Source organism: Amylibacter sp. SFDW26, assembly GCF_009184395.1.
GTDB lineage: Bacteria > Pseudomonadota > Alphaproteobacteria > Rhodobacterales > Rhodobacteraceae > Amylibacter.
In genome coordinates, this window is sequence record NZ_WEIC01000005.1 from 243,280 (window position 1) to 262,075 (window position 18,796).

18 protein-coding genes are annotated in these 18,796 nt (G+C 45.3%); 8 read left to right on the forward strand and 10 right to left on the reverse strand.

Annotated elements, in window-relative coordinates; genetic code table 11:
- Positions 1-26 precede the first annotated feature (26 nt).
- Complete coding sequence (locus F9L33_RS14355; protein ID WP_152143489.1) at positions 27-722, forward strand: phosphatidylcholine/phosphatidylserine synthase; 696 nt, start codon at positions 27-29, stop codon at positions 720-722.
- Here F9L33_RS14355 and F9L33_RS14360 read toward each other — a convergent pair whose 3' ends face one another.
- The 3 genes from F9L33_RS14360 to ileS form a co-directional block, all read right to left on the reverse strand.
- Positions 723-1,148 carry a hypothetical protein gene (locus F9L33_RS14360; RefSeq protein WP_152143490.1) on the reverse strand — a complete coding sequence of 142 codons (426 nt, stop codon included), beginning with the start codon at positions 1,146-1,148 and terminating at the stop codon, positions 723-725.
- Complete coding sequence (locus F9L33_RS14365) at positions 1,145-1,630, reverse strand: methylated-DNA--[protein]-cysteine S-methyltransferase (protein WP_152143491.1); 486 nt, start codon at positions 1,628-1,630, stop codon at positions 1,145-1,147. The genes F9L33_RS14360 and F9L33_RS14365 overlap by 4 nt, the downstream gene beginning before the upstream one ends.
- A 102-nt stretch (positions 1,631-1,732) precedes the next feature.
- Positions 1,733-4,654: an isoleucine--tRNA ligase gene (gene ileS, locus F9L33_RS14370; protein ID WP_152143492.1), complete on the reverse strand. Its 2,922-nt coding sequence runs from the start codon at positions 4,652-4,654 to the stop codon at positions 1,733-1,735.
- A 252-nt stretch (positions 4,655-4,906) separates the two neighbouring features.
- Here ileS and F9L33_RS14375 point away from each other — a divergent pair, with 252 nt between their 5' ends.
- A complete protein-coding gene (locus F9L33_RS14375; RefSeq protein ID WP_152143493.1) occupies positions 4,907-6,085 on the forward strand; it encodes an NAD(P)/FAD-dependent oxidoreductase in 1,179 nt (392 codons plus the stop codon).
- Here F9L33_RS14375 and F9L33_RS14380 read toward each other — a convergent pair.
- Entirely contained in the window at positions 6,082-6,522 is a 441-nt protein-coding gene (locus tag F9L33_RS14380; protein WP_152143494.1) for an Rrf2 family transcriptional regulator, read from the reverse strand. The two genes, F9L33_RS14375 and F9L33_RS14380, sit on opposite strands and share 4 nt — an antisense overlap.
- A gap of 78 nt (positions 6,523-6,600) precedes the next feature.
- On the opposite strand from F9L33_RS14380, the gene F9L33_RS15840 reads away from it, so the two are divergent.
- Together F9L33_RS15840 and F9L33_RS14385 are read left to right on the forward strand one after the other, a co-directional pair.
- Positions 6,601-6,759 (forward strand): hypothetical protein, encoded by a 159-nt coding sequence (locus tag F9L33_RS15840; RefSeq protein ID WP_193222059.1) that lies wholly within the window; start codon positions 6,601-6,603, stop codon positions 6,757-6,759.
- Positions 6,752-7,174, forward strand: a complete 423-nt coding sequence (locus tag F9L33_RS14385) for a group III truncated hemoglobin (protein WP_152143495.1) — start codon at positions 6,752-6,754, stop codon at positions 7,172-7,174. Before F9L33_RS15840 ends, F9L33_RS14385 begins: the two co-directional genes overlap by 8 nt.
- Here the strand turns inward: F9L33_RS14385 and F9L33_RS14390 are convergent.
- The gene (locus tag F9L33_RS14390; protein ID WP_152143496.1) at positions 7,171-8,169 is read right to left on the reverse strand and encodes a YcjF family protein; all 999 of its coding nucleotides are present in this window, start codon (positions 8,167-8,169) and stop codon (positions 7,171-7,173) included. The two genes, F9L33_RS14385 and F9L33_RS14390, sit on opposite strands and share 4 nt — an antisense overlap.
- Positions 8,166-9,584 carry a YcjX family protein gene (locus F9L33_RS14395; protein WP_152143497.1) on the reverse strand — a complete coding sequence of 473 codons (1,419 nt, stop codon included), beginning with the start codon at positions 9,582-9,584 and terminating at the stop codon, positions 8,166-8,168. Before F9L33_RS14395 ends, F9L33_RS14390 begins: the two co-directional genes overlap by 4 nt.
- Before the next feature lie 98 nt (positions 9,585-9,682).
- On the opposite strand from F9L33_RS14395, the gene truA reads away from it, so the two are divergent.
- The 4 genes from truA to F9L33_RS14415 all read left to right on the forward strand — a co-directional run bounded on the left by truA (position 9,683) and on the right by F9L33_RS14415 (position 13,090).
- Positions 9,683-10,450 (forward strand): tRNA pseudouridine(38-40) synthase TruA, encoded by a 768-nt coding sequence (gene truA / locus F9L33_RS14400; protein WP_152143498.1) that lies wholly within the window; start codon positions 9,683-9,685, stop codon positions 10,448-10,450.
- A 59-nt stretch (positions 10,451-10,509) separates the two neighbouring features.
- A complete protein-coding gene (locus F9L33_RS14405) occupies positions 10,510-11,421 on the forward strand; it encodes an aminotransferase class IV (protein ID WP_152143499.1) in 912 nt (303 codons plus the stop codon).
- Entirely contained in the window at positions 11,418-12,128 is a 711-nt protein-coding gene (locus tag F9L33_RS14410; protein ID WP_152143500.1) for an HAD family hydrolase, read from the forward strand. Before F9L33_RS14405 ends, F9L33_RS14410 begins: the two co-directional genes overlap by 4 nt.
- Positions 12,129-12,214: 86 nt before the next feature.
- Positions 12,215-13,090 carry an MBL fold metallo-hydrolase gene (locus tag F9L33_RS14415; protein ID WP_152143501.1) on the forward strand — a complete coding sequence of 292 codons (876 nt, stop codon included), beginning with the start codon at positions 12,215-12,217 and terminating at the stop codon, positions 13,088-13,090.
- 14 nt (positions 13,091-13,104) lie between these two features.
- On the opposite strand, the gene F9L33_RS14420 is transcribed toward F9L33_RS14415, so the two are convergent.
- From F9L33_RS14420 to F9L33_RS14435, 4 genes are all read right to left on the reverse strand, one after another.
- Positions 13,105-14,460 (reverse strand): MATE family efflux transporter, encoded by a 1,356-nt coding sequence (locus F9L33_RS14420; RefSeq protein ID WP_152143502.1) that lies wholly within the window; start codon positions 14,458-14,460, stop codon positions 13,105-13,107.
- A gap of 41 nt (positions 14,461-14,501) precedes the next feature.
- Positions 14,502-15,167: a hypothetical protein gene (locus F9L33_RS14425; RefSeq protein WP_152143503.1), complete on the reverse strand. Its 666-nt coding sequence runs from the start codon at positions 15,165-15,167 to the stop codon at positions 14,502-14,504.
- Between the two features lie 476 nt (positions 15,168-15,643).
- A complete protein-coding gene (locus F9L33_RS14430; RefSeq protein ID WP_152143504.1) occupies positions 15,644-17,014 on the reverse strand; it encodes an HlyD family type I secretion periplasmic adaptor subunit in 1,371 nt (456 codons plus the stop codon).
- On the reverse strand, positions 17,011-18,759 hold the full coding sequence (locus tag F9L33_RS14435; protein ID WP_193222060.1) for a type I secretion system permease/ATPase: 1,749 nt from the start codon (positions 18,757-18,759) through the stop codon (positions 17,011-17,013). The genes F9L33_RS14430 and F9L33_RS14435 overlap by 4 nt, the downstream gene beginning before the upstream one ends.
- Between the last annotated feature and the right edge of the window lie 37 nt (positions 18,760-18,796).

The window sequence follows — 18,796 nt, forward strand, 5'->3', positions numbered from 1 at the left end:
TGATCTGATCATTGTATGAAAGTATGATGAGTTTACGTCTAAAAGCCCTTTCCGTTCATTTCTTCACCGCAACAGGTGCAGTCTTTGCCATGCTTGCAATGTTAGCTGCTGTTGAAGCGGAATGGAGCCTGATGTTCCTATGGTTAGTCGTCGCTTTTGTCGTCGATGGTATCGATGGCCCTTTAGCTCGCCGTTACGATGTCAAAACAAACGCTCCAGAATATGACGGTGTCTTAATGGATTTGATCATCGACTATCTGACTTATGTTTTTATCCCAGCATTTGCCCTGTTTAAAAGCGGCTTGTTGAATGGTTGGACAGGTTGGGTTTGTATCATCATAATCACATTTACAGCAGTGGTATATTTTGCAGATTCTCGAATGAAAACAAAGGATAACAGTTTTTCAGGCTATCCAGGATGTTGGAATATGTTCATCCTTGTAATGTTCGCAACAACACCAAGTTGGCAAATCATTACAATCCTAACAATCATGATTGCAGCCGCACAATTTGCACCGTTAAAATTTATCCATCCAGTGCGTACAGAACGCTGGCGCAATATCAACCTTCCCATCGCTATTTTATGGACAGCTCTAAGTGGTTACGCTGCTTGGGTTGATTTCAATATTGGCGTACCCACAATCACAGCATTATCAATCACAAGCCTATACTTGATGTTCGTTGGTATTGTGCAACAGATGATCCCAGAAAAATCTGTGTAATTAAGCGCCAATATAGGCCGTGATGTTAGCCGTTAAACAGTTACTAACTTCACTGCTCTGATCCTCTACAGTTACGACAACATATTGTGCTCCAACTGCTTCACTAATCGCAGCTAAATCATACATACTCTCGATTTGTTCTTTGCTTGCGGTTGTTCCGTAACTCAAAGTTAGAAATTTCCCACTAAGATCCCCCCGATCTCCAAACTCACGTTTGTAATACCGCGGTCCACATTGTAACACAGGTTCCAACTCTTGTAGGGCATCAGGAATAACCAAACTTACCCAATAGGAATCTTCTTTGATATAAGGACTGTTGTAAAATTGAATAATTAACCAAATAACAAAGACCATACTTAAGCAAAAAATACCAAATTGGCTTTTCATAATACGGTCTAAAGCCTCAAACGGAGCCATAATTTTCATATCAAAAGTCCCGCAGCTTTTTCGTGTTTAAGCAGCCATACTTTATCCTCGATGCCACCTTCAGCAGAAAACCCACCCAGATTATTTGCACCCAAAATACGATGACATGGTATAATAATAGGAATGGGGTTATTCCCACATGCTTGGCCAACGGGTTGTGCAGCAGCGCCCAGCTTTTTCGCTACGTCACCATAGGTCAATGTTTCACCCAAAGGTATTGATTGCATAATCCGCCAAACGTCTTGCTGAAACCCATTCCCTTTCGGAGAAATCGGTAGATCAAATTCAGTCAAATCACCTATAAAGTAAGTCTTTAACTGCTCGACTGCCGCATCTAAAACATCACTTTGGCCATAATCTTGATCATCGTCATCATCATCGCTTTGCACAAGCTGAAGCCCCCACCGCAAACGTGTGATTTTTCCACCTTCTTCAATGAGGCGGATCTTACCTAATGGAGATTCAAAAGATTTACAGTTCATGCAAAAGAGTTTTGCCTACGCATGGTCATTTATCAAGAGTATCACGCACAATTGTGAACATGTTTAATGGGCCGCAAGTCAGACGGCCCATATTATGACATCTTAACCAAGAGCCCCTGAACACCGCTTACATGTTCCAGCATGTGAATGCTGGCCAACATCAGGCAGGATTTTCCAGCAACGGCCACATTTTTTGCCCACAGCTTTAGCAAAAACAACGGCAACACCGTCCACATCCTCAAGCGCGAACGCGCCTTCTGGCGCTGCATCGCCAGAGACCTCAATGGTCGATGTGATGCAGGCATCGGCAAAATCGATCGAGTTCAGAATATCTCGGACATATTCATCTGCCACATAAACTACAGGAGCTGCTTCTAGAGATGCACCGATATTTTTCTCACGGCGTTCAATCTCAATCGCACCAGTCACAACACGGCGCACATCACGGATTCTCGCCCATTTTGCAGCCAGTTCAGCATTCAACCAATCAGATGGTGTTTCTGGGAAGTCTTCCAAGTGAACAGACGCTTCATCGCCTTCATTGCGTTCCAGCCAAACATCTTCCATCGTAAACGCCAACATTGGCGCCAACCAAGTTGTCAGACGTGTAAACAACAAATCCAAAACAGTACGTGAAGCCCGGCGTGTAATGCTATTATCACCATCACAATAAAGCGCATCTTTGCGGATATCGAAATATACAGACGACAAGTCTATCGTACAGAATTGGAACAACTGTTGGAATACAGATTGGAAGTTGTAGGCAGCGTAACCTTCACGCACAGCCACATCCAATTCAGCCATACGGTGTAACACCCATTGCTCTAGCTCTGGCATATCTTTAGCTTCAACACGTTCTGCATCCGTGAATCCATTCAGGTTCCCCAACATAAAACGCATTGTGTTACGCAATCGGCGGTAACTATCCGCCACGCCTTTCAAAATTTCAGGACCAATACGTAGATCAGCCGTATAATCAGCCTGAGCCACCCAGAGACGCAAAATATCTGCACCATATTGCTTGATCACCTGTTCTGGCGCAATCGTATTACCCACAGATTTGGACATCTTCATGCCCTTTTCATCCAAGGTAAAGCCATGCGTCAACACGCCTTTATACGGCGCACGCCCATTCGTACCACATGATTGCAACATAGATGAATGGAACCACCCACGGTGTTGATCAGTTCCTTCCAGATACAGATCAGCAATGCCATTTTCAGCACCATCTTCACGGTCACGCATCACAAATGCATGTGTAGAGCCTGAATCAAACCAAACGTCCAATACATCGTACACTTGATCCCACTCATCCGGGTTATAATCATTGCCCAAGAAGCGCTCTTTAGAACCTTCTTCAAACCAGCAATCCGCACTTTCAGCTTCAAATGCTTCGACAATCCGCGCATTCACAGCATCATCGCGCAGGATGTAATCCTCATCTGTCGGCAAAGCACCTTTCTTGGTAAAGCATGTCAGTGGCACACCCCACGCACGTTGGCGCGACATCACCCAATCAGGGCGTGCTTCAATCATGGAATACAAACGGTTACGGCCCGTTTGCGGTGTCCATTTCACGTTATCAATTTCAGTCAGTGCACGTTCACGGATGGTTTTACCATGCTCGTTATTGCCACCAATTTCTTTATCAATCGCGGTAAACCACTGCGGTGTATTACGATAAATGATCGGAGCCTTTGAACGCCATGAATGCGGATAGCTGTGTTTAATTTTACCGCGCGCCAGCAAACCACCGACTTCTACAAGCTTATCAATAATTGTTTTATTCGCATCACCCTCACCGCCTTTGCGGTTCAAGATGTATTTCCCACCAAAGAACGGCAAATCAGCGCGGAAGCCACCATCATCCATCACGTTATAAGTAATGACTTGCTCTAACATCCCAAGATCACGGTACAATTCAAATTCTTCCATACCATGGCTAGGTGCACAGTGAACGAACCCCGTACCTTCTGTATCGGTTACAAACTCAGCCGCACGGAAATCACGGATATCATCCCATTCGCCATTCCCCCCTTCGGCACCTGCCAAAGGATGCAATAAGCCCAAACCTTTCAGGTCAGACGCTGGTACATCACGCACGCGACGATATTGCCCCTCTTCCAAACGTGCTTTGGTCATCACATCAGACGCAAGGTTATCTGCCAATACGAAACGGTCACCGACATTCGCCCAAGATTCCTCTGGCGTACCTGTAACCTCGTAAAGCCCATAAGAAATACCTTCGCCATAAACCACAGCTTTGTTTGATGGCATTGTCCATGGTGTCGTCGTCCAGATTACAACGAACGCGTCTTTCAAGTCCGCGGCCGTATCTGGTGATGCATCCGAAGGAACAACTTTAAACTTCACCCAAACCGTAAAGCTTTCTTTGTCGTGATATTCCACCTCAGCCTCAGCCAAAGCTGTCTTTTCAACAGGCGACCACATCACAGGCTTAGACCCTTGATACAATGCGCCGTTTGTCACAAACTTCATAAACTCATCTGCGATCACAGCTTCCGCGTGGTAGTTCATCGTTAGATACGGATTATCCCACTTACCCGTGATGCCTAAACGTTTGAATTCATCACGTTGGATATCGATCCAACCTTCCGCAAATTTGCGACATTCTTGTCGCAACTCCACAACAGGAACGTCATCTTTGTTACGGCCTTTCTTGCGGTATTGTTCTTCGATCTTCCACTCAATCGGCAACCCATGACAATCCCAACCAGGAACATAACGGCTGTCTTTGCCCATCATCTGTTGCGAACGCACAATAAAATCCTTCAGGATTTTGTTCAGCGCATGTCCAATATGCAGATGTCCGTTCGCATACGGAGGGCCATCATGCAGCACAAAGCTTTCGCGACCTGTCTTTTCACGCAAGCGGTCATAAATGCCAATTTTTTCCCAACGCTCCAACCAGTTTGGTTCACGGTTTGGCAGACCTGCCCGCATAGGGAAGTCAGTTACAGGCAGGTTCAATGTATCTTTATACTCAGGCGTGTCAGCGCACATATTCTTTTCCAGTTTTGGTAAATTCTGTTGGCAGGTTTGGATCGGCGTGGACTGTCCATACGCCTTTTCCCGGTCGCTTTTAGGTTTAAAGCGCCGGGCCAGTAATTCGTATGATAATGTTCAATACGTAAGCCATAAGCGGCTTATAGGTTGGTATCGCAGCCGCGTCCACCCCAGCGCGTGCGACCAAACGCATGGTTTTATGGTTTTTATAGCCATATTAGGCTGAAATCATGCGTTCAAGGATTTAAGATGAAGATTGCAATAACAGGATGCGGTATCGGCGGATTGGCCATTGCCAATTTACTGGCTGATACAGACCACGAAATCACCCTATACGATCAATTCGACACCCCTGCACCCGTCGGTTCTGGTCTGGTCATTCAGCCCGTAGGTTTGCGCGTTCTTGAGAAAATGGGGGCGGCAGAAGATGCCCTTGCTTATGGTGCTGCTGGTTATCAGATGCTGGGGCATGAATCACATACTGGCCGCAAAGTTCTTGATGTCTCTTATGGTCCAAACGGTGGCAACAGTTTCGGTCTGGGTATCCACCGCGCAAGTTTATTCGAAGCCTTATTAAATGCTTCACAACGCAAAGGTGTTAGCATAACCACGGCAAGCCGTGTGACTGGCACAACCTTACTAAATAGAAAACACACACTTGACTTAACAGGTAAAACAGCAGGTCCTTTTGATCTGGTTATAGATGCATCAGGCGCAAAATCGCCCCTTAGCCCAATGACAGCAAAACCACTTCCCTACGGCGCCATATGGGGAACTGTAGATTGGCCTGAAACTACATCGCTGAGTTATTCTCGCCTACAACAACGCTACCGCCGCGCAAGCAACATGATTGGCATATTACCAATTGGCACATTACCGAATGATAACTCACCAAAAGCTGCATTATTTTGGTCAATGCCTCGTAACGATTTCACTTTATGGGAAAATACACCGATAGATGAGTGGCGCAAAGGAGCTATCGGCCTATGGTCTGAGCTGGCTCCTTTTGTTGAACAAATCCAATCTCATTCCCAAATGACACACGCCCGCTATTCACATGGCACGTTACGCAAACCATATTCTCAAGGATTGGTACACATTGGTGATGCGGCGCATCGCGCAAGCCCTCAATTGGGCCAAGGAGCCAATATGGCATTGTTAGATGCTTATGCCTTAGCTCATTGTCTTAAACACTATGCATTGGAGCAAGCATTAGCAGAATATCATAAATCTCGCAAAAGGCATGTTAAAATATACCAAGCCATGAGTTGGATGTTTACTCCCATGTACCAATCAGACAGCCGCATCCTACCGATCCTACGCGATTGGCTATTAGCACCATCCAGTACGGTTCCACCTGCTCCTAAAATTCTTACAAGTCTTGTCAAAGGTACAATGGTTTCCCCGCATCGTGGCATCGATATTTAGCTGCAATTGGGTTCCAGTAATTCACGCAACAACGATCGCTCTTTAACAACAGTCTCCAAAGTGTACTTATCTAAAACTGCAAAGAACGCCTTTTGCGCTTCATATAATGGCCCCCGTAACCCGCATTGTTCAAAAACGCGGCAGTCACATCCAGCAGTATTAAAACATTCGGCAACAGGCACATCACCAGACAAATGGCGCACAACTGCACCGATGGAAATCAACTTAGGATCTTGTGCCAACGTCAATCCACCTGCACGCCCACGTCCAGACGATACAAACCCACCTTTAACAAGCTGAGATGCAACCTTAGCGACATGATGTTCTGATATGTCAAAAACCTCAGAAATTCTATTAACTGAAACTTTGTCGGGGGACACGGCTACTAGGTGCATAAGCACCCGCAAACCATAATCTGTGAACTTACTTAACTGCATCTAATTTATTTAGCATTTACAATGCGGAATTAAAACCCTATATATTCGGTAAATTAAATACGCAATTAAAGGAATCATATGATGGAAAAAATTGCAGATGTTATTTTATGGCCAGGAACCTACCTTTGTATAAAATATGGTGTTGATCCAAAATCAGACATGGGGTTGATGCGATCATTCTTTAACTTCCTAATTTGGCTTCCAATAGGATTGTTAGTGGCGGTTGCTTTTGCCTAATACTTTACCACCAAGGTTTGATGTATCACGGGCAGATATCGAAAATGTTGTCGCATTCTTTTATGATCACGTGCGCAAACATCCTACCTTAGGTCCAATTTTCGCCAAAAGCATACCAAAGCAAGCCGTAGCTTGGCCTGAACATGAGGCTAAGATTGCACGGTTCTGGGCAAATGCAATCTTGCATGAAAAAGAATACGATGGAAATCCAATGGCCATGCACATGGCCACGCCGCACGTGCATGAAGAGCACTTCCCAATTTGGTTAGATCTTTTTGAATTCAGCCTTCGCGAAACCTTGGAACCATATCAAGCAGATAGTTTTAATGCTTTTGCACGTCGTATAGGGCGGGGATTGCAAATGGGATTAACCTACCGTGACACCCCAAGTGATCAACCGCCAAAATTACGTTAAGAGCTACGGCTCGCAAACCCAATCAAAGCATTCTTCATCATTGCTGCAACTGACGGACGTTTTACATTTTTAAATGTCATTGGCCTACATACATCCATCGCAGCAACTCCCACACGCGCGGTTAAGGCACCGTTGATGACCCCCTCACCGAAACGACGCGACAGTTTCGATAGGACACTGCCACCTGCAATAGAACTGATCATATCGTCCCCAATTGCAACAGCACCTGTGGCCACCAGATGCCCAGCAACAGTTTTCATCAAACGCCATGATCCAAATGTGCCAGAGCGCCCGCCATATATCTCAGCAATATGCCGGATCATACGCACATTAGCAGTCAAAGCCACAACGACATCGGCCAAGGCCAATGGGATAATAGCGGTTGCAGTTGCCACTTGCCTACTAGCGGCTTCAATCTCTTTCATCGCAATCGCATCTAACGGCTCTATAACAGTAGTTTCCACCAATGCCATATACGCGTCTGGATCGAGCACATCGCTTGAACGATCTGCCAAATTTGTAAATGCCCAACGTAAATCTCGACGTCCCTTATAAAGTTGTTTTAAACGATCAGAAAAGCCACGTGCCTGTTTTAAATCAGAAACTTCCAATGAAGCAGCACGCAATCCATCCATGCGCTTTAACCGTGCAAAAGCTGCCAATTCTCGGAATGCGAACATCAACAGGCACAGCACAACAAATCCAATCAAGACAAAAGCTGCACGTCCCACCCAAATGTTACGCATCATCAAATCCGTCACAAAGTCCCAAAATGCGACAGATACCACGAAGCCCAATAAAGTAATTACAGACCACAAAAACAGACGCGTAATCCGTGATGGTTTTCGCGCCGCCAAACGTGCGACCGCCTCCATTGCCGCAGGAGGTGCTGCAACTATATCTAGCTCTGGAACAGGTGGCGCATCCGCTGGGCTCAGTTTCTTTTTTTTCTCTTTTTTAGGTTCCAGATCAATCACAACAGGTTTCTGCTTCATGACAGTTTATCCCCCAATAAAAATTCTGCCGCTCTATCCAAGCGAATATGAGGTGGGCCATCTCCTTGTTTTAGAGATATTTTTGCGGGTAAAAAGTTCATCACAGCATAATCTGCATCAAGCCACTCGGTTGCCCCAGATTGTGCAACATTCAAAATATTTACAGGGTTCTCAGGTAAATGACCTGCATACATTGCAGCTTGTTTCCCAGTCTCAAGCAGAGTTCCACGCACACATTCCAAAGCTGTCCCATAATGGTCATGTGTTTCTTCCACCGTTGTTCGCAAACTAGCGAGCGCAATACTATCCGTTTGAGCACCTGAAAAATCGGCGCGATCTTTCGCATCTCGCACCAAAGCTTGCATCAAAGCAGCCAACTGCGGATGCTGGCTGTGGTGCAAGTGATCTGCCTTGGTTGCAGCAAACAAAATTTTCTCGACACGGCGTTTGCCTAAAATAGACGCTAACCATGATTTACGACCAGGCTTAAACGCCTGCAAAACCTCCACCAAAGCTCCGTGCAAATCTCCAACAGCTTGTGGACCGTGATGCACAGCTCCCAGCGCATCGACCAAAACAATTTGTCGATCAATACGCGAAAAATGGTCCTTGAAAAACGGTTTAACAACCTTAGTCTTATACGCCTCATACCGCCGTTGAAATTCACGATAAAGCGTACCACGCTTTGCTGCTGTCTTTGGTAATGGACAAAATGTCAAAACAGGTGAGCCCTCTAAATCTCCTGGCATTAAAAAACGTCCTGGTGCACAGCCAGAAAAACCCGTTTCACGGCTAACAGCCAAATATTCGGTAAAACTTTTTGCCAACCATTGTGCAGGTAATTCATCTAACGGCTTCGCAGGGTCAACATTGCTTAACAGTTCAAAGAATGCATCCGATTGTGGCACACGTTTTTCGGCCAATGCCAAAGCTTTTTTAGACCAATCTTCATAGCTTAAATTCAAAAGTGGTAAATCTAACAACCATTCACCTGGATAATCTACAATATCCAAATGCACTGTGCGCGCGCCCCGTACACCTGCAATAATCCCGCTGGGCTGCACCCGAAATGACAATCGTAATTGGCTAATGGAACGCGTCGATTGTGGCCAACAGGGCTTTGCACCTGTCATGGCAGCCAAATGCGCTTCATATTCAAATCTTGGGACAGTGTCGTCTGGCTGCGGTTGCAAAAATGCCGACACAATACGTCCTTGTTGTGCTGCAATAAGCTGTGGCATTCGGCCACGATCCATTAAATTAGCAACCAAAGAGGTAATAAAAACCGTTTTACCCGAGCGTGACAGGCCCGTCACACCCAAACGAACGACAGGCTCAAACAATGCTTCTGAAACGCCATCTGCTGCCCGCTCTGCATTACGCGCAATACCATCAATTATATTACCAAGCACCAAATCGCACCTTTTTTACCGTTCTTTCAGAGTTAAGCATGAATGATAGATATTTACAGGGGGTCTTGGCAAATTCTCTTTCACACGTTAACGCATCACTTATGCCCAGATATGCTTTAAAAATCGAATACCATGGCAAACCATTTTCTGGTTGGCAAAGGCAGCGAGATGTCTCGTCTGTTCAGCAAACGATAGAAGACGCTTTGTTAAAGCTGGAAAAAAACTGCGAAGGCATCCAAGGTGCTGGGCGAACAGACGCAGGTGTGCATGCTTATGGGCAAGTCGCACATGTTGATCTAGATAAAGATTGGGATGAATTTCGCCTGTCCGAAGCTCTAAACTACCATCTGCGACCTCATCCTATATCAATCCTGCAAGCTGCCCGCGTTGATGATGACTTTCACGCTCGTTTCGGCGCCATAGAACGTGAGTATACATTCCGCCTTTTGGCCAGACGCGCCCCATCATCACATGAGGCTGGCCTTGTTTGGCAAATCAATAACCCATTAAATATCGAAGCCATGCGCGAAGGAGCAGCGCACCTATTAGGCCAACATGACTTCACAACCTTCCGATCAACGATTTGCCAAGCCCAATCACCCGTCAAAACACTTGATGTGTTAGATATAGAAGAAATTCCCGTGAATTACGGAACAGAATACCGTTTCACCATTCGTGCCCGCAGTTTCCTACACAACCAAGTGCGCAGCTTTGTCGGCACATTAGAACGCGTTGGCTCTGGCAGTTGGAGACCAATCGACGTAAAGCACGCGCTAGAAGCCGTGGACCGTAGCGCCTGTGGAACAGTTTGCCCACCACATGGGCTGTATCTTGCACATGTCACCTATACAAACGACCCTTTCGCATAAGATTGCCAAACGACATCCATTGTGACTAACATTCCGTATCACTAAAAAGGCGGAATACCATGAATAACCACGTCACAACTCACCAAGCCGAAGAAGACACACGCAACAATGCGATCTCTATCTATGTAAACGGCGAGATTGTTCCAAAAAATGAGGCCCGTATCAGCGTCTATGACAGCGGTTTCATGTTAGGTGACGGCATTTGGGAGGGTTTACGCTTATATAATGGCACATGGGCGTTTCTAGACGAGCATATGGACCGCTTATATGAGGCCGCTATGGCGATTGATCTAGATATTGGCATGGATCGAACATCACTTATCCAAGCCTTAGAAGATACACGCAATGCCAATAATATGATCACAGACGCACACGCTCGCCTGATGATCACCCGCGGCGTGAAAAAACGCCCATTTCAGCATCCCTCACTTAGCCAATCTGGCCCAACGATTGTGATCATAGTAGAACACTCCAAACCTAAAATCCCACGCCCCATAAACCTCGCAACAGTTCCTCATCTACGTGGCTTGCCAATGACGCAAGACCCTAAGCTGAATTCACATTCCAAACTTAATTGTGTTCTCGCATGCATTGCAGCTGAAAAAGCAGGCGCAGATGAAGGCCTCATGTTGGATGTAAATGGCTTCGTAAACACCACCAACGCTTGTAATTTTTTCATCGTCCGCAAAGGTGCTGTTTGGACATCAACGGGCGATTATTGCATGAACGGCATTACAAGACGTAAAGTAATTGAGCTATGCCAAACTAATGATATCCCCATATATGAGCGCAACTATTCTTTGGTTGATACATATGGCGCTGATGAAGCCTTTTTAACAGGTACATTCGGCGCACAAACTCCTGTTGGCACCATTGATTGCCGGCAAATAGGCACAGGCGAGTTCGGCCCAATAACCCTACGTATTCGCGAACTTTACAAGGCGTTGATTGAACAGGAAGCAAAGCAATGAGGATCAACATGTGGTCAGGGCCACGTAACCTGTCCACTGCCATGATGTACAGCTTTGGCGCTCGATCTGATTGTGCTGTAATTGATGAGCCATTTTACGCGGCCTACTTACATAAAACGGGCATAAAGCATCCTATGAATGACCAAATTTTAGCATCTCAACCCACAGATCCAGCCCAAGTTGCAAACACCTGCCAAAGTTCCTCTCCAGACGCTATGCCTATCTGGTACCAAAAACACATGTGCCAACATATGATCGATGGGTTTCCGTTAGATTGGGCAAAAAGCGCTACAAATATCTTTCTCATACGACATCCCGCACGCGTGATTGCCAGCTATGCTGCAAAACGCGAAGCGCCAACATTAAACGATATCGGTTTCACCCAACAATCCATGCTGTTTGATAAACTTGGCGGCGGTATCATTCTAGATAGTGCAGACATCCGCAAACACCCAGAAGCAATGATCAAAGCCCTCTGTCATGCTATAGGCATACCTTATGAACACACGATGCTAAACTGGCCAAATGGCCCTCATAAAGACGACGGAGTATGGGCATCCCACTGGTACGGGGCTGTCCATAATAGCACAGGTTTTGCAGCTGCCGAGGGGCCTTTACCGAAGCTATCAGGACAAAATGCTGAAACTTGCAAACAGGCTTTACCACATTACGAAACCCTTGCAAAACTCGCACTAAAACCAGCGTAAACACAGAACTGTTAACACAGCACACTTTACATCCTACAGTTGGCAGATACCCTAATACATAATTGTTCGTTTCGGGAGACTTCAAAATGAAACCGCTTTTACCTGCATTTTTAATAGCAACAACACTACCCGCATTAGCATTGGCCCAAGATCAAGCCATGCAAACAATCAAAATCACTGACAACATCCATATGCTGTCTGGAAACGGTGGTAATGTTGGCGTTTTAACAGGCGCAGATGGAACATTCGTAATCGATGACCAAATGGCTACAGAAGTTCCTAAAATTCTAAACGCTATCAAAGAGCTAGACGCCAGTGCCCCGCGGTTTTTATTGAACACACATTACCATTTTGACCATGCGGGCGGAAATGAAGCGATTGTAGACACAGGTGCTGCTATTTTCAGTCATGATAATGTGCGTAAGCGTCTGAAAGATGGCACGACAATTCCAGCTTTTGGCGCAACAACACCACCTGCCCCATATGCAGCACTACCCGTTGTTACCTTCTCGGATGAAATGCACTTTCATCTAAACGGTCAAACAGTTTTGGCAAACCATTACCCGAATGCACATACAGATGGTGACAGTGTAGTGTTTTTCAAAGAAGCCAATGTTGTACACACAGGCGATATTTTCTTTAACGGCCTATACCCTTTCATCGACACTGCAAATGGCGGCAGCTTGGCAGGCGTTATGTCAGCAGTGCAAGCCATATTAGATGCCACAAATGATGATGTAAAAATCATCCCTGGTCACGGCCCATTGGCCACACGTGTCGACCTACAAGCCTATCAAGATATGCTCAGCATTGCGCATGCCAGTATGTTGGATATGAAGAAAGCAGGGAAAACTAAAAAAGAAGTGGTTGCGGCAAAGCCCCTTGCAGATTTTGATGCCACTTGGGGTGGAAAGCTCTTTGAAACAGATCAATGGATTGGCCTGTTATACCCATCAATCTAAAAAATTTGGACGCGTCAGTGGAACTCATTCCGTTTCAAGCGCGTCCAAAACCGAACGCTTAGCAATATCGCAGCAACGGACAATCCAAACACCAAGCCCATCCAAATGCCAACGGCACCATATCCCCAGATAAAACCAATCACATAGCCTGCAGGGATACCTATCACCCAATAGCTTATGCCTGCATAAATCATCGGCACACGTGTATCTTGCGCCCCGCGAAGCAATCCAAGCCCAATAACTTGCACACCATCCGCAATCTGGAAAAGGGCTGCCATTGCCAGCAGTCCAACACCGACAATGATGATCTGATCCCGCGCGTCATCTGTGTGATCGATAAACACACCGATCAAAACTTCAGGCCACGTGACAAAGATTGCAACGATCATAAAAGCAAACCCTAAAGACATCGCCGTGACCATCACACCGCCACGCTTCAATCCAATCATATCGCCACGCCCAATAGCCCGACCAACACGCACTGTCGCTGCATTGGACAATCCCAAATGAACCATAAACGTAAGGCCCGCCCATTGTAGCGCAATACCATGTGCTGCCAATTCATGCGTACCAACCCAACCAACCATGATTGCCGTAGCCGTAAACAACCCCGTTTCAGCTAAATTCGTTAATCCAATCGGCCAACCCAATTTGAACACATGCATCAAAGCATCCGTATCAATCGCCCAAATACGTTGGAATAATACGTGCTCTGGAACCACCCTAATTGCGTAAAGCACTAGGATTGGGAAACTCAGCGAAACAATCGCAACAGATGCAATCGCAGCTCCACGCACACCTAGTTCAGGCGCACCCCAATTCCCGAAAACCAAAGCATAGTTCAAAAAACCATTTAAAACAGCACTTAAAACAGTCAACCAAAGCACGAACTGCGTCCGCTCTAAAGCAGCCAAATAGTTCTTCATCACCATCACAAACAACCCGGGGAATAAGCCAAAACCCGCAATGCGTAAGTAATCTTGGGCAAATTGCGCGGTTACATCTTCTTGTCCCAATGCCAAAAGCCAAGGTTTTGACCACCACATAAAAGGGACCAATAACAATGCATATAATGCAGATGCCCAAAGCCCCATACGGGTGATGTGGCGCACTTTAACATCATCCCCGACCTCAGATGCATTCGCAACCATTGGCAATACGGCAAACGAAAACCCAGCGCCCACCAAAAATATAACGAAAAACATAGAGCCAGCCAGAACCAGCCCAGCCAATTCTTCAACCCCATACCACCCCATCATCACAGTATCAGTTGTAGTAATCGCAATCTGCGCGACATGGCTGCCAATGATTGGTAAACCAAGTGTTAGAATAGCCTTAGCATGGCCATTATATGTCATAGATTGGGTCATTTAATCGGCTTAGGGCAAAGCACCCTAAGCCGCAATAGATGTTAGCGTTTCAAACCTTCGGCTTCTAACATGAACCCCATGTGTTGATCCGCAATTTTCAAACCACCTTCGTCATTATCCCAAGTGATCTGACCATCACCATTCACATCGAGTCCCAAATGCGCCGCTTCGGTTAAGGCAGCCATATTCACAGCATGTGGGTTCGCTTCTTCTGCAGTCACCGCCGCCAGAATGGCATCAGCAGCACGTAAGGCTTCTTTTGCACGTGCCATCGCAGTTTCAGTCGCTTTCACAACATGCATTGTATGCGCTTTCACATCGTCGGACGCATCATGCATCTGACTCGCCAAAGTGATGTGCTTCACAACACTTTCTGATGCCTTCAACATACCATAACCTAAACCTGGACCACGTTCCTCTAATGCTGGATCAATTGCATGGCGCACATGGGTCGCATGCAATTGCATTCCAGCCAAATTACCCAATTCATCTTTGGAATATTGCGCGTGTGCAGCTGCCACGATCACCTCTTTAATTGCTGTCGGGAGAAATCCACCATTCAGTGGCGTATCATTCCAACTGATCATAACATATGCTATATGTTCTTGCGCCAACGTTTTATCTTGAGGACCAGTCATGATAACGCTTGTGATAAACCCACCCAAAAGCACAATAAAGACGCCAGCAATAAGTGCAAATTTCTTCATAAAAACCTCACCCAATAAATAGATTATATTGTTTATACGCATCTTCTCGCAAATTAGATACATTCGCAAATCAAGTATTTCCTAAATGTATCAGCCGCAAGCCGTTTTCTATATCAAAACTGTAACCACACTCGCCAACGGCAACAATGAGGTGTTTCTTTTGGTGATCGTCCCAGATGTCCAGTTTTGCGATAAAAGGTAAGAGGTTTGTTTGGTTTACACCAAGAGCGGCGAATAGTTCATAATCTAAATCATCACCATCTATGAATTGAATTTAATATTCTTCAACGAGTTCACCATAGGCATTCTTACACACTTTCGCTTTGGTTGTATAATCTTCCCCATCGGCGAAGAAACCCATTGCCATTTTGGTTAAATTGCTTTGCCATTGAACATTAAGAAATATTCGATGCTAGCGATTTCAATGTCTGCTATGGGGAACAAAGCAGACATTATTCAAAATAAATGATATTCCATTATTCGATAAAGGTACGAACGAGGCGCTCACTTAGCGGTTTCGTTAAATAGCTAATTGCAGTCCGCTCACCCGTATTTACAAAAAGATCGGCAGGCATACCAGGCAAGAGCTTCAACCCATAAACCGTCTCTGATTGATCAGCATCCAACTTCACACGTGCTACATAATATTCTTCACCAGAACGGGCATCCTCAAGGCTGTCAGCAGAAATATCAAAGATTTTGCCATTGGCTTCTGGAACATCCCCTTGGTCAAATGCAGATAGTCGTACACGTGTCGCTTGGCCAATACGTAACTTTTCAATATCTGCCGTATTAATCCGTGCCTCAACTATCAAGGTTTCGTCGTTTGGAACAATGTCTAATATCGGGGCGCCTGGGCGAACAACACCACCAGTTGTAAAGACAGTCATACCAACAACACGTCCACTTGCAGGTGCTGATACTTTAATGCGCTTTTGTCTCTCTCTGACACCATTGAACTGTGGCTCCACAGAAGCCAATTGCAGCTTAACATTTGCTATCTCTATGGCCAATGCCTCTTCCCTTAGATTAGCTTGACTTAATGCCGTTAGTTTTAGTTCATCAATTTGGTTCTTCGCTTGGATTTTCTGAGTCTCAAGAAGGGATCTTGCTGCATTCAAACGTTCAATTTCAATTCTACGTGTGTTTACGCGTGACACTGCCACAAGACCTTTTTCAAGAAGCGTATCAAGATTGCCTAACTCCGTTTGTGTAATTTCCAGCTGCCGTTGATTAGCGTTTAATTGATCAGTGATCCCTAAAATTTGCGCATTAAGGTTTGCGATCCGTGCTTGCATAATGTCGACTTCGGCTTTGCGGGCGCGTGCCTCTGTATCAAACAAGTGCTTTTGTGTGCCATAAGCAGGCCCCCAATCAGAACCCTCGATAGATTTCGTTAAAACTGCTATTGCATCATCAGCATAAAACGTGTCCTGCCCATTAATTTGGGCTTGAAGACGTGCATGCCGAATAGCCAAATCAATCAATTGACTCTCTAATACATTCAGATCGACATCAATTTCGCTGCTATCAAGCTCTATAAGGGTTTGCCCTGCTTCTACATAATCGCCTTCTGAAACAAGGATAGTGCTGACGATTCCACCTTCTAGATGTTCAACAGTCTTACGGTTACCCTCCACTACGAAAGAAGCAGGAGCGACGACTGCACCATCAAGTTTTGATGATGTGGCCCAGTAGAAAGCACCACCAAAGAAAAAGCTAAGAATGAGCAATCCAAAGATAATGTAAGATCTAATACTAGGCTCTGATGATTGGTGCGGAATTGTATGTAATGTATCCAAATTTAGAATTTCATTATTACTACGGTTAGGAACTAGATGTGTCACTGCGCTACTCCTTTAGCATTCGTTTGCTTTGTATTTTGTGAGGTAAGCTTTTGCTTATTGTTATTTTGCAAAACATTGCGCTTGCTTGAACGCAAAATTTCATCTTTATCGCCAAAACCAGTTTGCTTGCCATTGTTCACGATAAGAACTTTATCAACGGCTTGTAATGTACTTGGCCGATGCGTCATCACGATCACAATCGTTCCTTGCGCTTTTGCTGTTTGAATAGCATTGCGCAAAGCTAACTCGCCCGTCGTATCCAGATCAGAATTAGGTTCATCTAATACCAATACGAATGGGTCATTATAAAGCGCACGAGCCAATGCAAGCCTTTGGCGTTGCCCGCCAGAAAGATGGAAACCATTACCGATTTTAGTTTCATAGCCATCATTCAAATTACTGATCATTTCATGCACATCAGCCGCTAATGCTGCTTTAATCACTTTTGCATCGTCAATTTCCGTTGAAAAACGCGCAATGTTTTCCCGAATTGTACCATCGAAAAGCTCTACATCTTGCGGCAAATAACCAATCATTTGGCCAAGTTCATCGGCATTCCATTTTGACATTGGATTGCCATCAAGTTTCACATCGCCACGTTGAGGTGTCCAAATGCCTGCAATCATTTTGGCTAAGGTTGATTTGCCAGAACCACTTGGCCCAATAACAGCGACGACGTCGCCTGCGTTTAATGAGAAATCGATTCCAGAAAGAGTTGCATTCTGTGCAAGAGGTGGGCCTGCTTGAAGGATACTCGCTTTCAGAGAAACCGAAGGTTTTGGCAATGTGATTGTCTGTTCATCTTCTGGAAATTCCATAGATAAAGCATAGATTTTTTTATAAGAACCGCGGGCGGCAAGAAAGGTACGCCATTGCCCGATCAATTGGTCAATAGGTGCTAATGCTCGTGCAAGTACGATGGTCGCTGCAATCATGACGCCTGCGGTCGTTTCACCAGAAATCGCCAATGCAGCACCAAGTCCCAACATTGCGGATTGAAGCGCCATGCGGATTGTTTTGGATAGAACTGTGAAAGTAGCAATACGATCGCTGACTTGTGTTTTATAAACGTGAGCTTGGTTTTGCAAAGCATTCCAACGTCTAGCCAGATCAGATTTCATCCCCATAGCATGGGCAAGTTCCGCGTTACGTTCACTTGTCCGAAATAAAGCGTCAGATCGGCCGCGTGCTTCGGATGCTTGTTGCATCAAGTTGTGCGATCTAGCGTTATTTATAAGAGCTAAGATCGTTAAGAATATTGCGCCTGCTAACCCCAAAAAACCAAGGTATGGGTGCAATGCGTATAGAACAAAAAGATAAACGGGGATCCAAGGAGCATCAAAAAATGCAATTAAAGCGCTACCTGATACAAAGTCACGGAAACCATTAATATCATCAACTGGATTTTCGCCAGCAGTAGATTTCCCCTGAACATTGCGTCTCATTGCGGAACGCAGAATTGGTTCACCAACTGAGATTTCAAATTTCGCACCAAGCCTATTTAAAATACGTGTGCGCATCAAATCTAGTAAGCCAGTTACAACAAAAACACCGCCTAAAAGTAATGTAAATGCAATCAATGTATCTATGTTCTGGCTTGTCAAAACCCGATCATAAACCTGCAGCATGTAAAGTGGACCAGCAAGCATAAGAAGGTTTAAAAAAAGACTAAAAAAAGCAACTGCGCCAAAGCCTTTGCGCAATGTGCCCCAAGCTAGTTTTACAGGTGAAGGTCTATGTAACATTGATCTATCTCTCATCTAAAGAATGGGATGGCGAATT

Coding starts and splice junctions, on each gene's coding strand:
- F9L33_RS14355 (WP_152143489.1), top strand. CDS start 27: ATGAGTTTACGTCTAAAAGCCCTTTCCGTTCATTTCTTCACCGCAACA.
- F9L33_RS14360 (WP_152143490.1), bottom strand. CDS start 1,148: ATGAAAATTATGGCTCCGTTTGAGGCTTTAGACCGTATTATGAAAAGC.
- F9L33_RS14365 (WP_152143491.1), bottom strand. CDS start 1,630: ATGAACTGTAAATCTTTTGAATCTCCATTAGGTAAGATCCGCCTCATT.
- ileS (WP_152143492.1), bottom strand. CDS start 4,654: ATGTGCGCTGACACGCCTGAGTATAAAGATACATTGAACCTGCCTGTA.
- F9L33_RS14375 (WP_152143493.1), top strand. CDS start 4,907: ATGAAGATTGCAATAACAGGATGCGGTATCGGCGGATTGGCCATTGCC.
- F9L33_RS14380 (WP_152143494.1), bottom strand. CDS start 6,522: ATGCAGTTAAGTAAGTTCACAGATTATGGTTTGCGGGTGCTTATGCAC.
- F9L33_RS15840 (WP_193222059.1), top strand. CDS start 6,601: ATGATGGAAAAAATTGCAGATGTTATTTTATGGCCAGGAACCTACCTT.
- F9L33_RS14390 (WP_152143496.1), bottom strand. CDS start 8,169: ATGAAGCAGAAACCTGTTGTGATTGATCTGGAACCTAAAAAAGAGAAA.
- truA (WP_152143498.1), top strand. CDS start 9,683: ATGCCCAGATATGCTTTAAAAATCGAATACCATGGCAAACCATTTTCT.
- F9L33_RS14405 (WP_152143499.1), top strand. CDS start 10,510: ATGAATAACCACGTCACAACTCACCAAGCCGAAGAAGACACACGCAAC.
- F9L33_RS14410 (WP_152143500.1), top strand. CDS start 11,418: ATGAGGATCAACATGTGGTCAGGGCCACGTAACCTGTCCACTGCCATG.
- F9L33_RS14415 (WP_152143501.1), top strand. CDS start 12,215: ATGAAACCGCTTTTACCTGCATTTTTAATAGCAACAACACTACCCGCA.
- F9L33_RS14420 (WP_152143502.1), bottom strand. CDS start 14,460: ATGACCCAATCTATGACATATAATGGCCATGCTAAGGCTATTCTAACA.
- F9L33_RS14425 (WP_152143503.1), bottom strand. CDS start 15,167: ATGAAGAAATTTGCACTTATTGCTGGCGTCTTTATTGTGCTTTTGGGT.
- F9L33_RS14435 (WP_193222060.1), bottom strand. CDS start 18,759: ATGTTACATAGACCTTCACCTGTAAAACTAGCTTGGGGCACATTGCGC.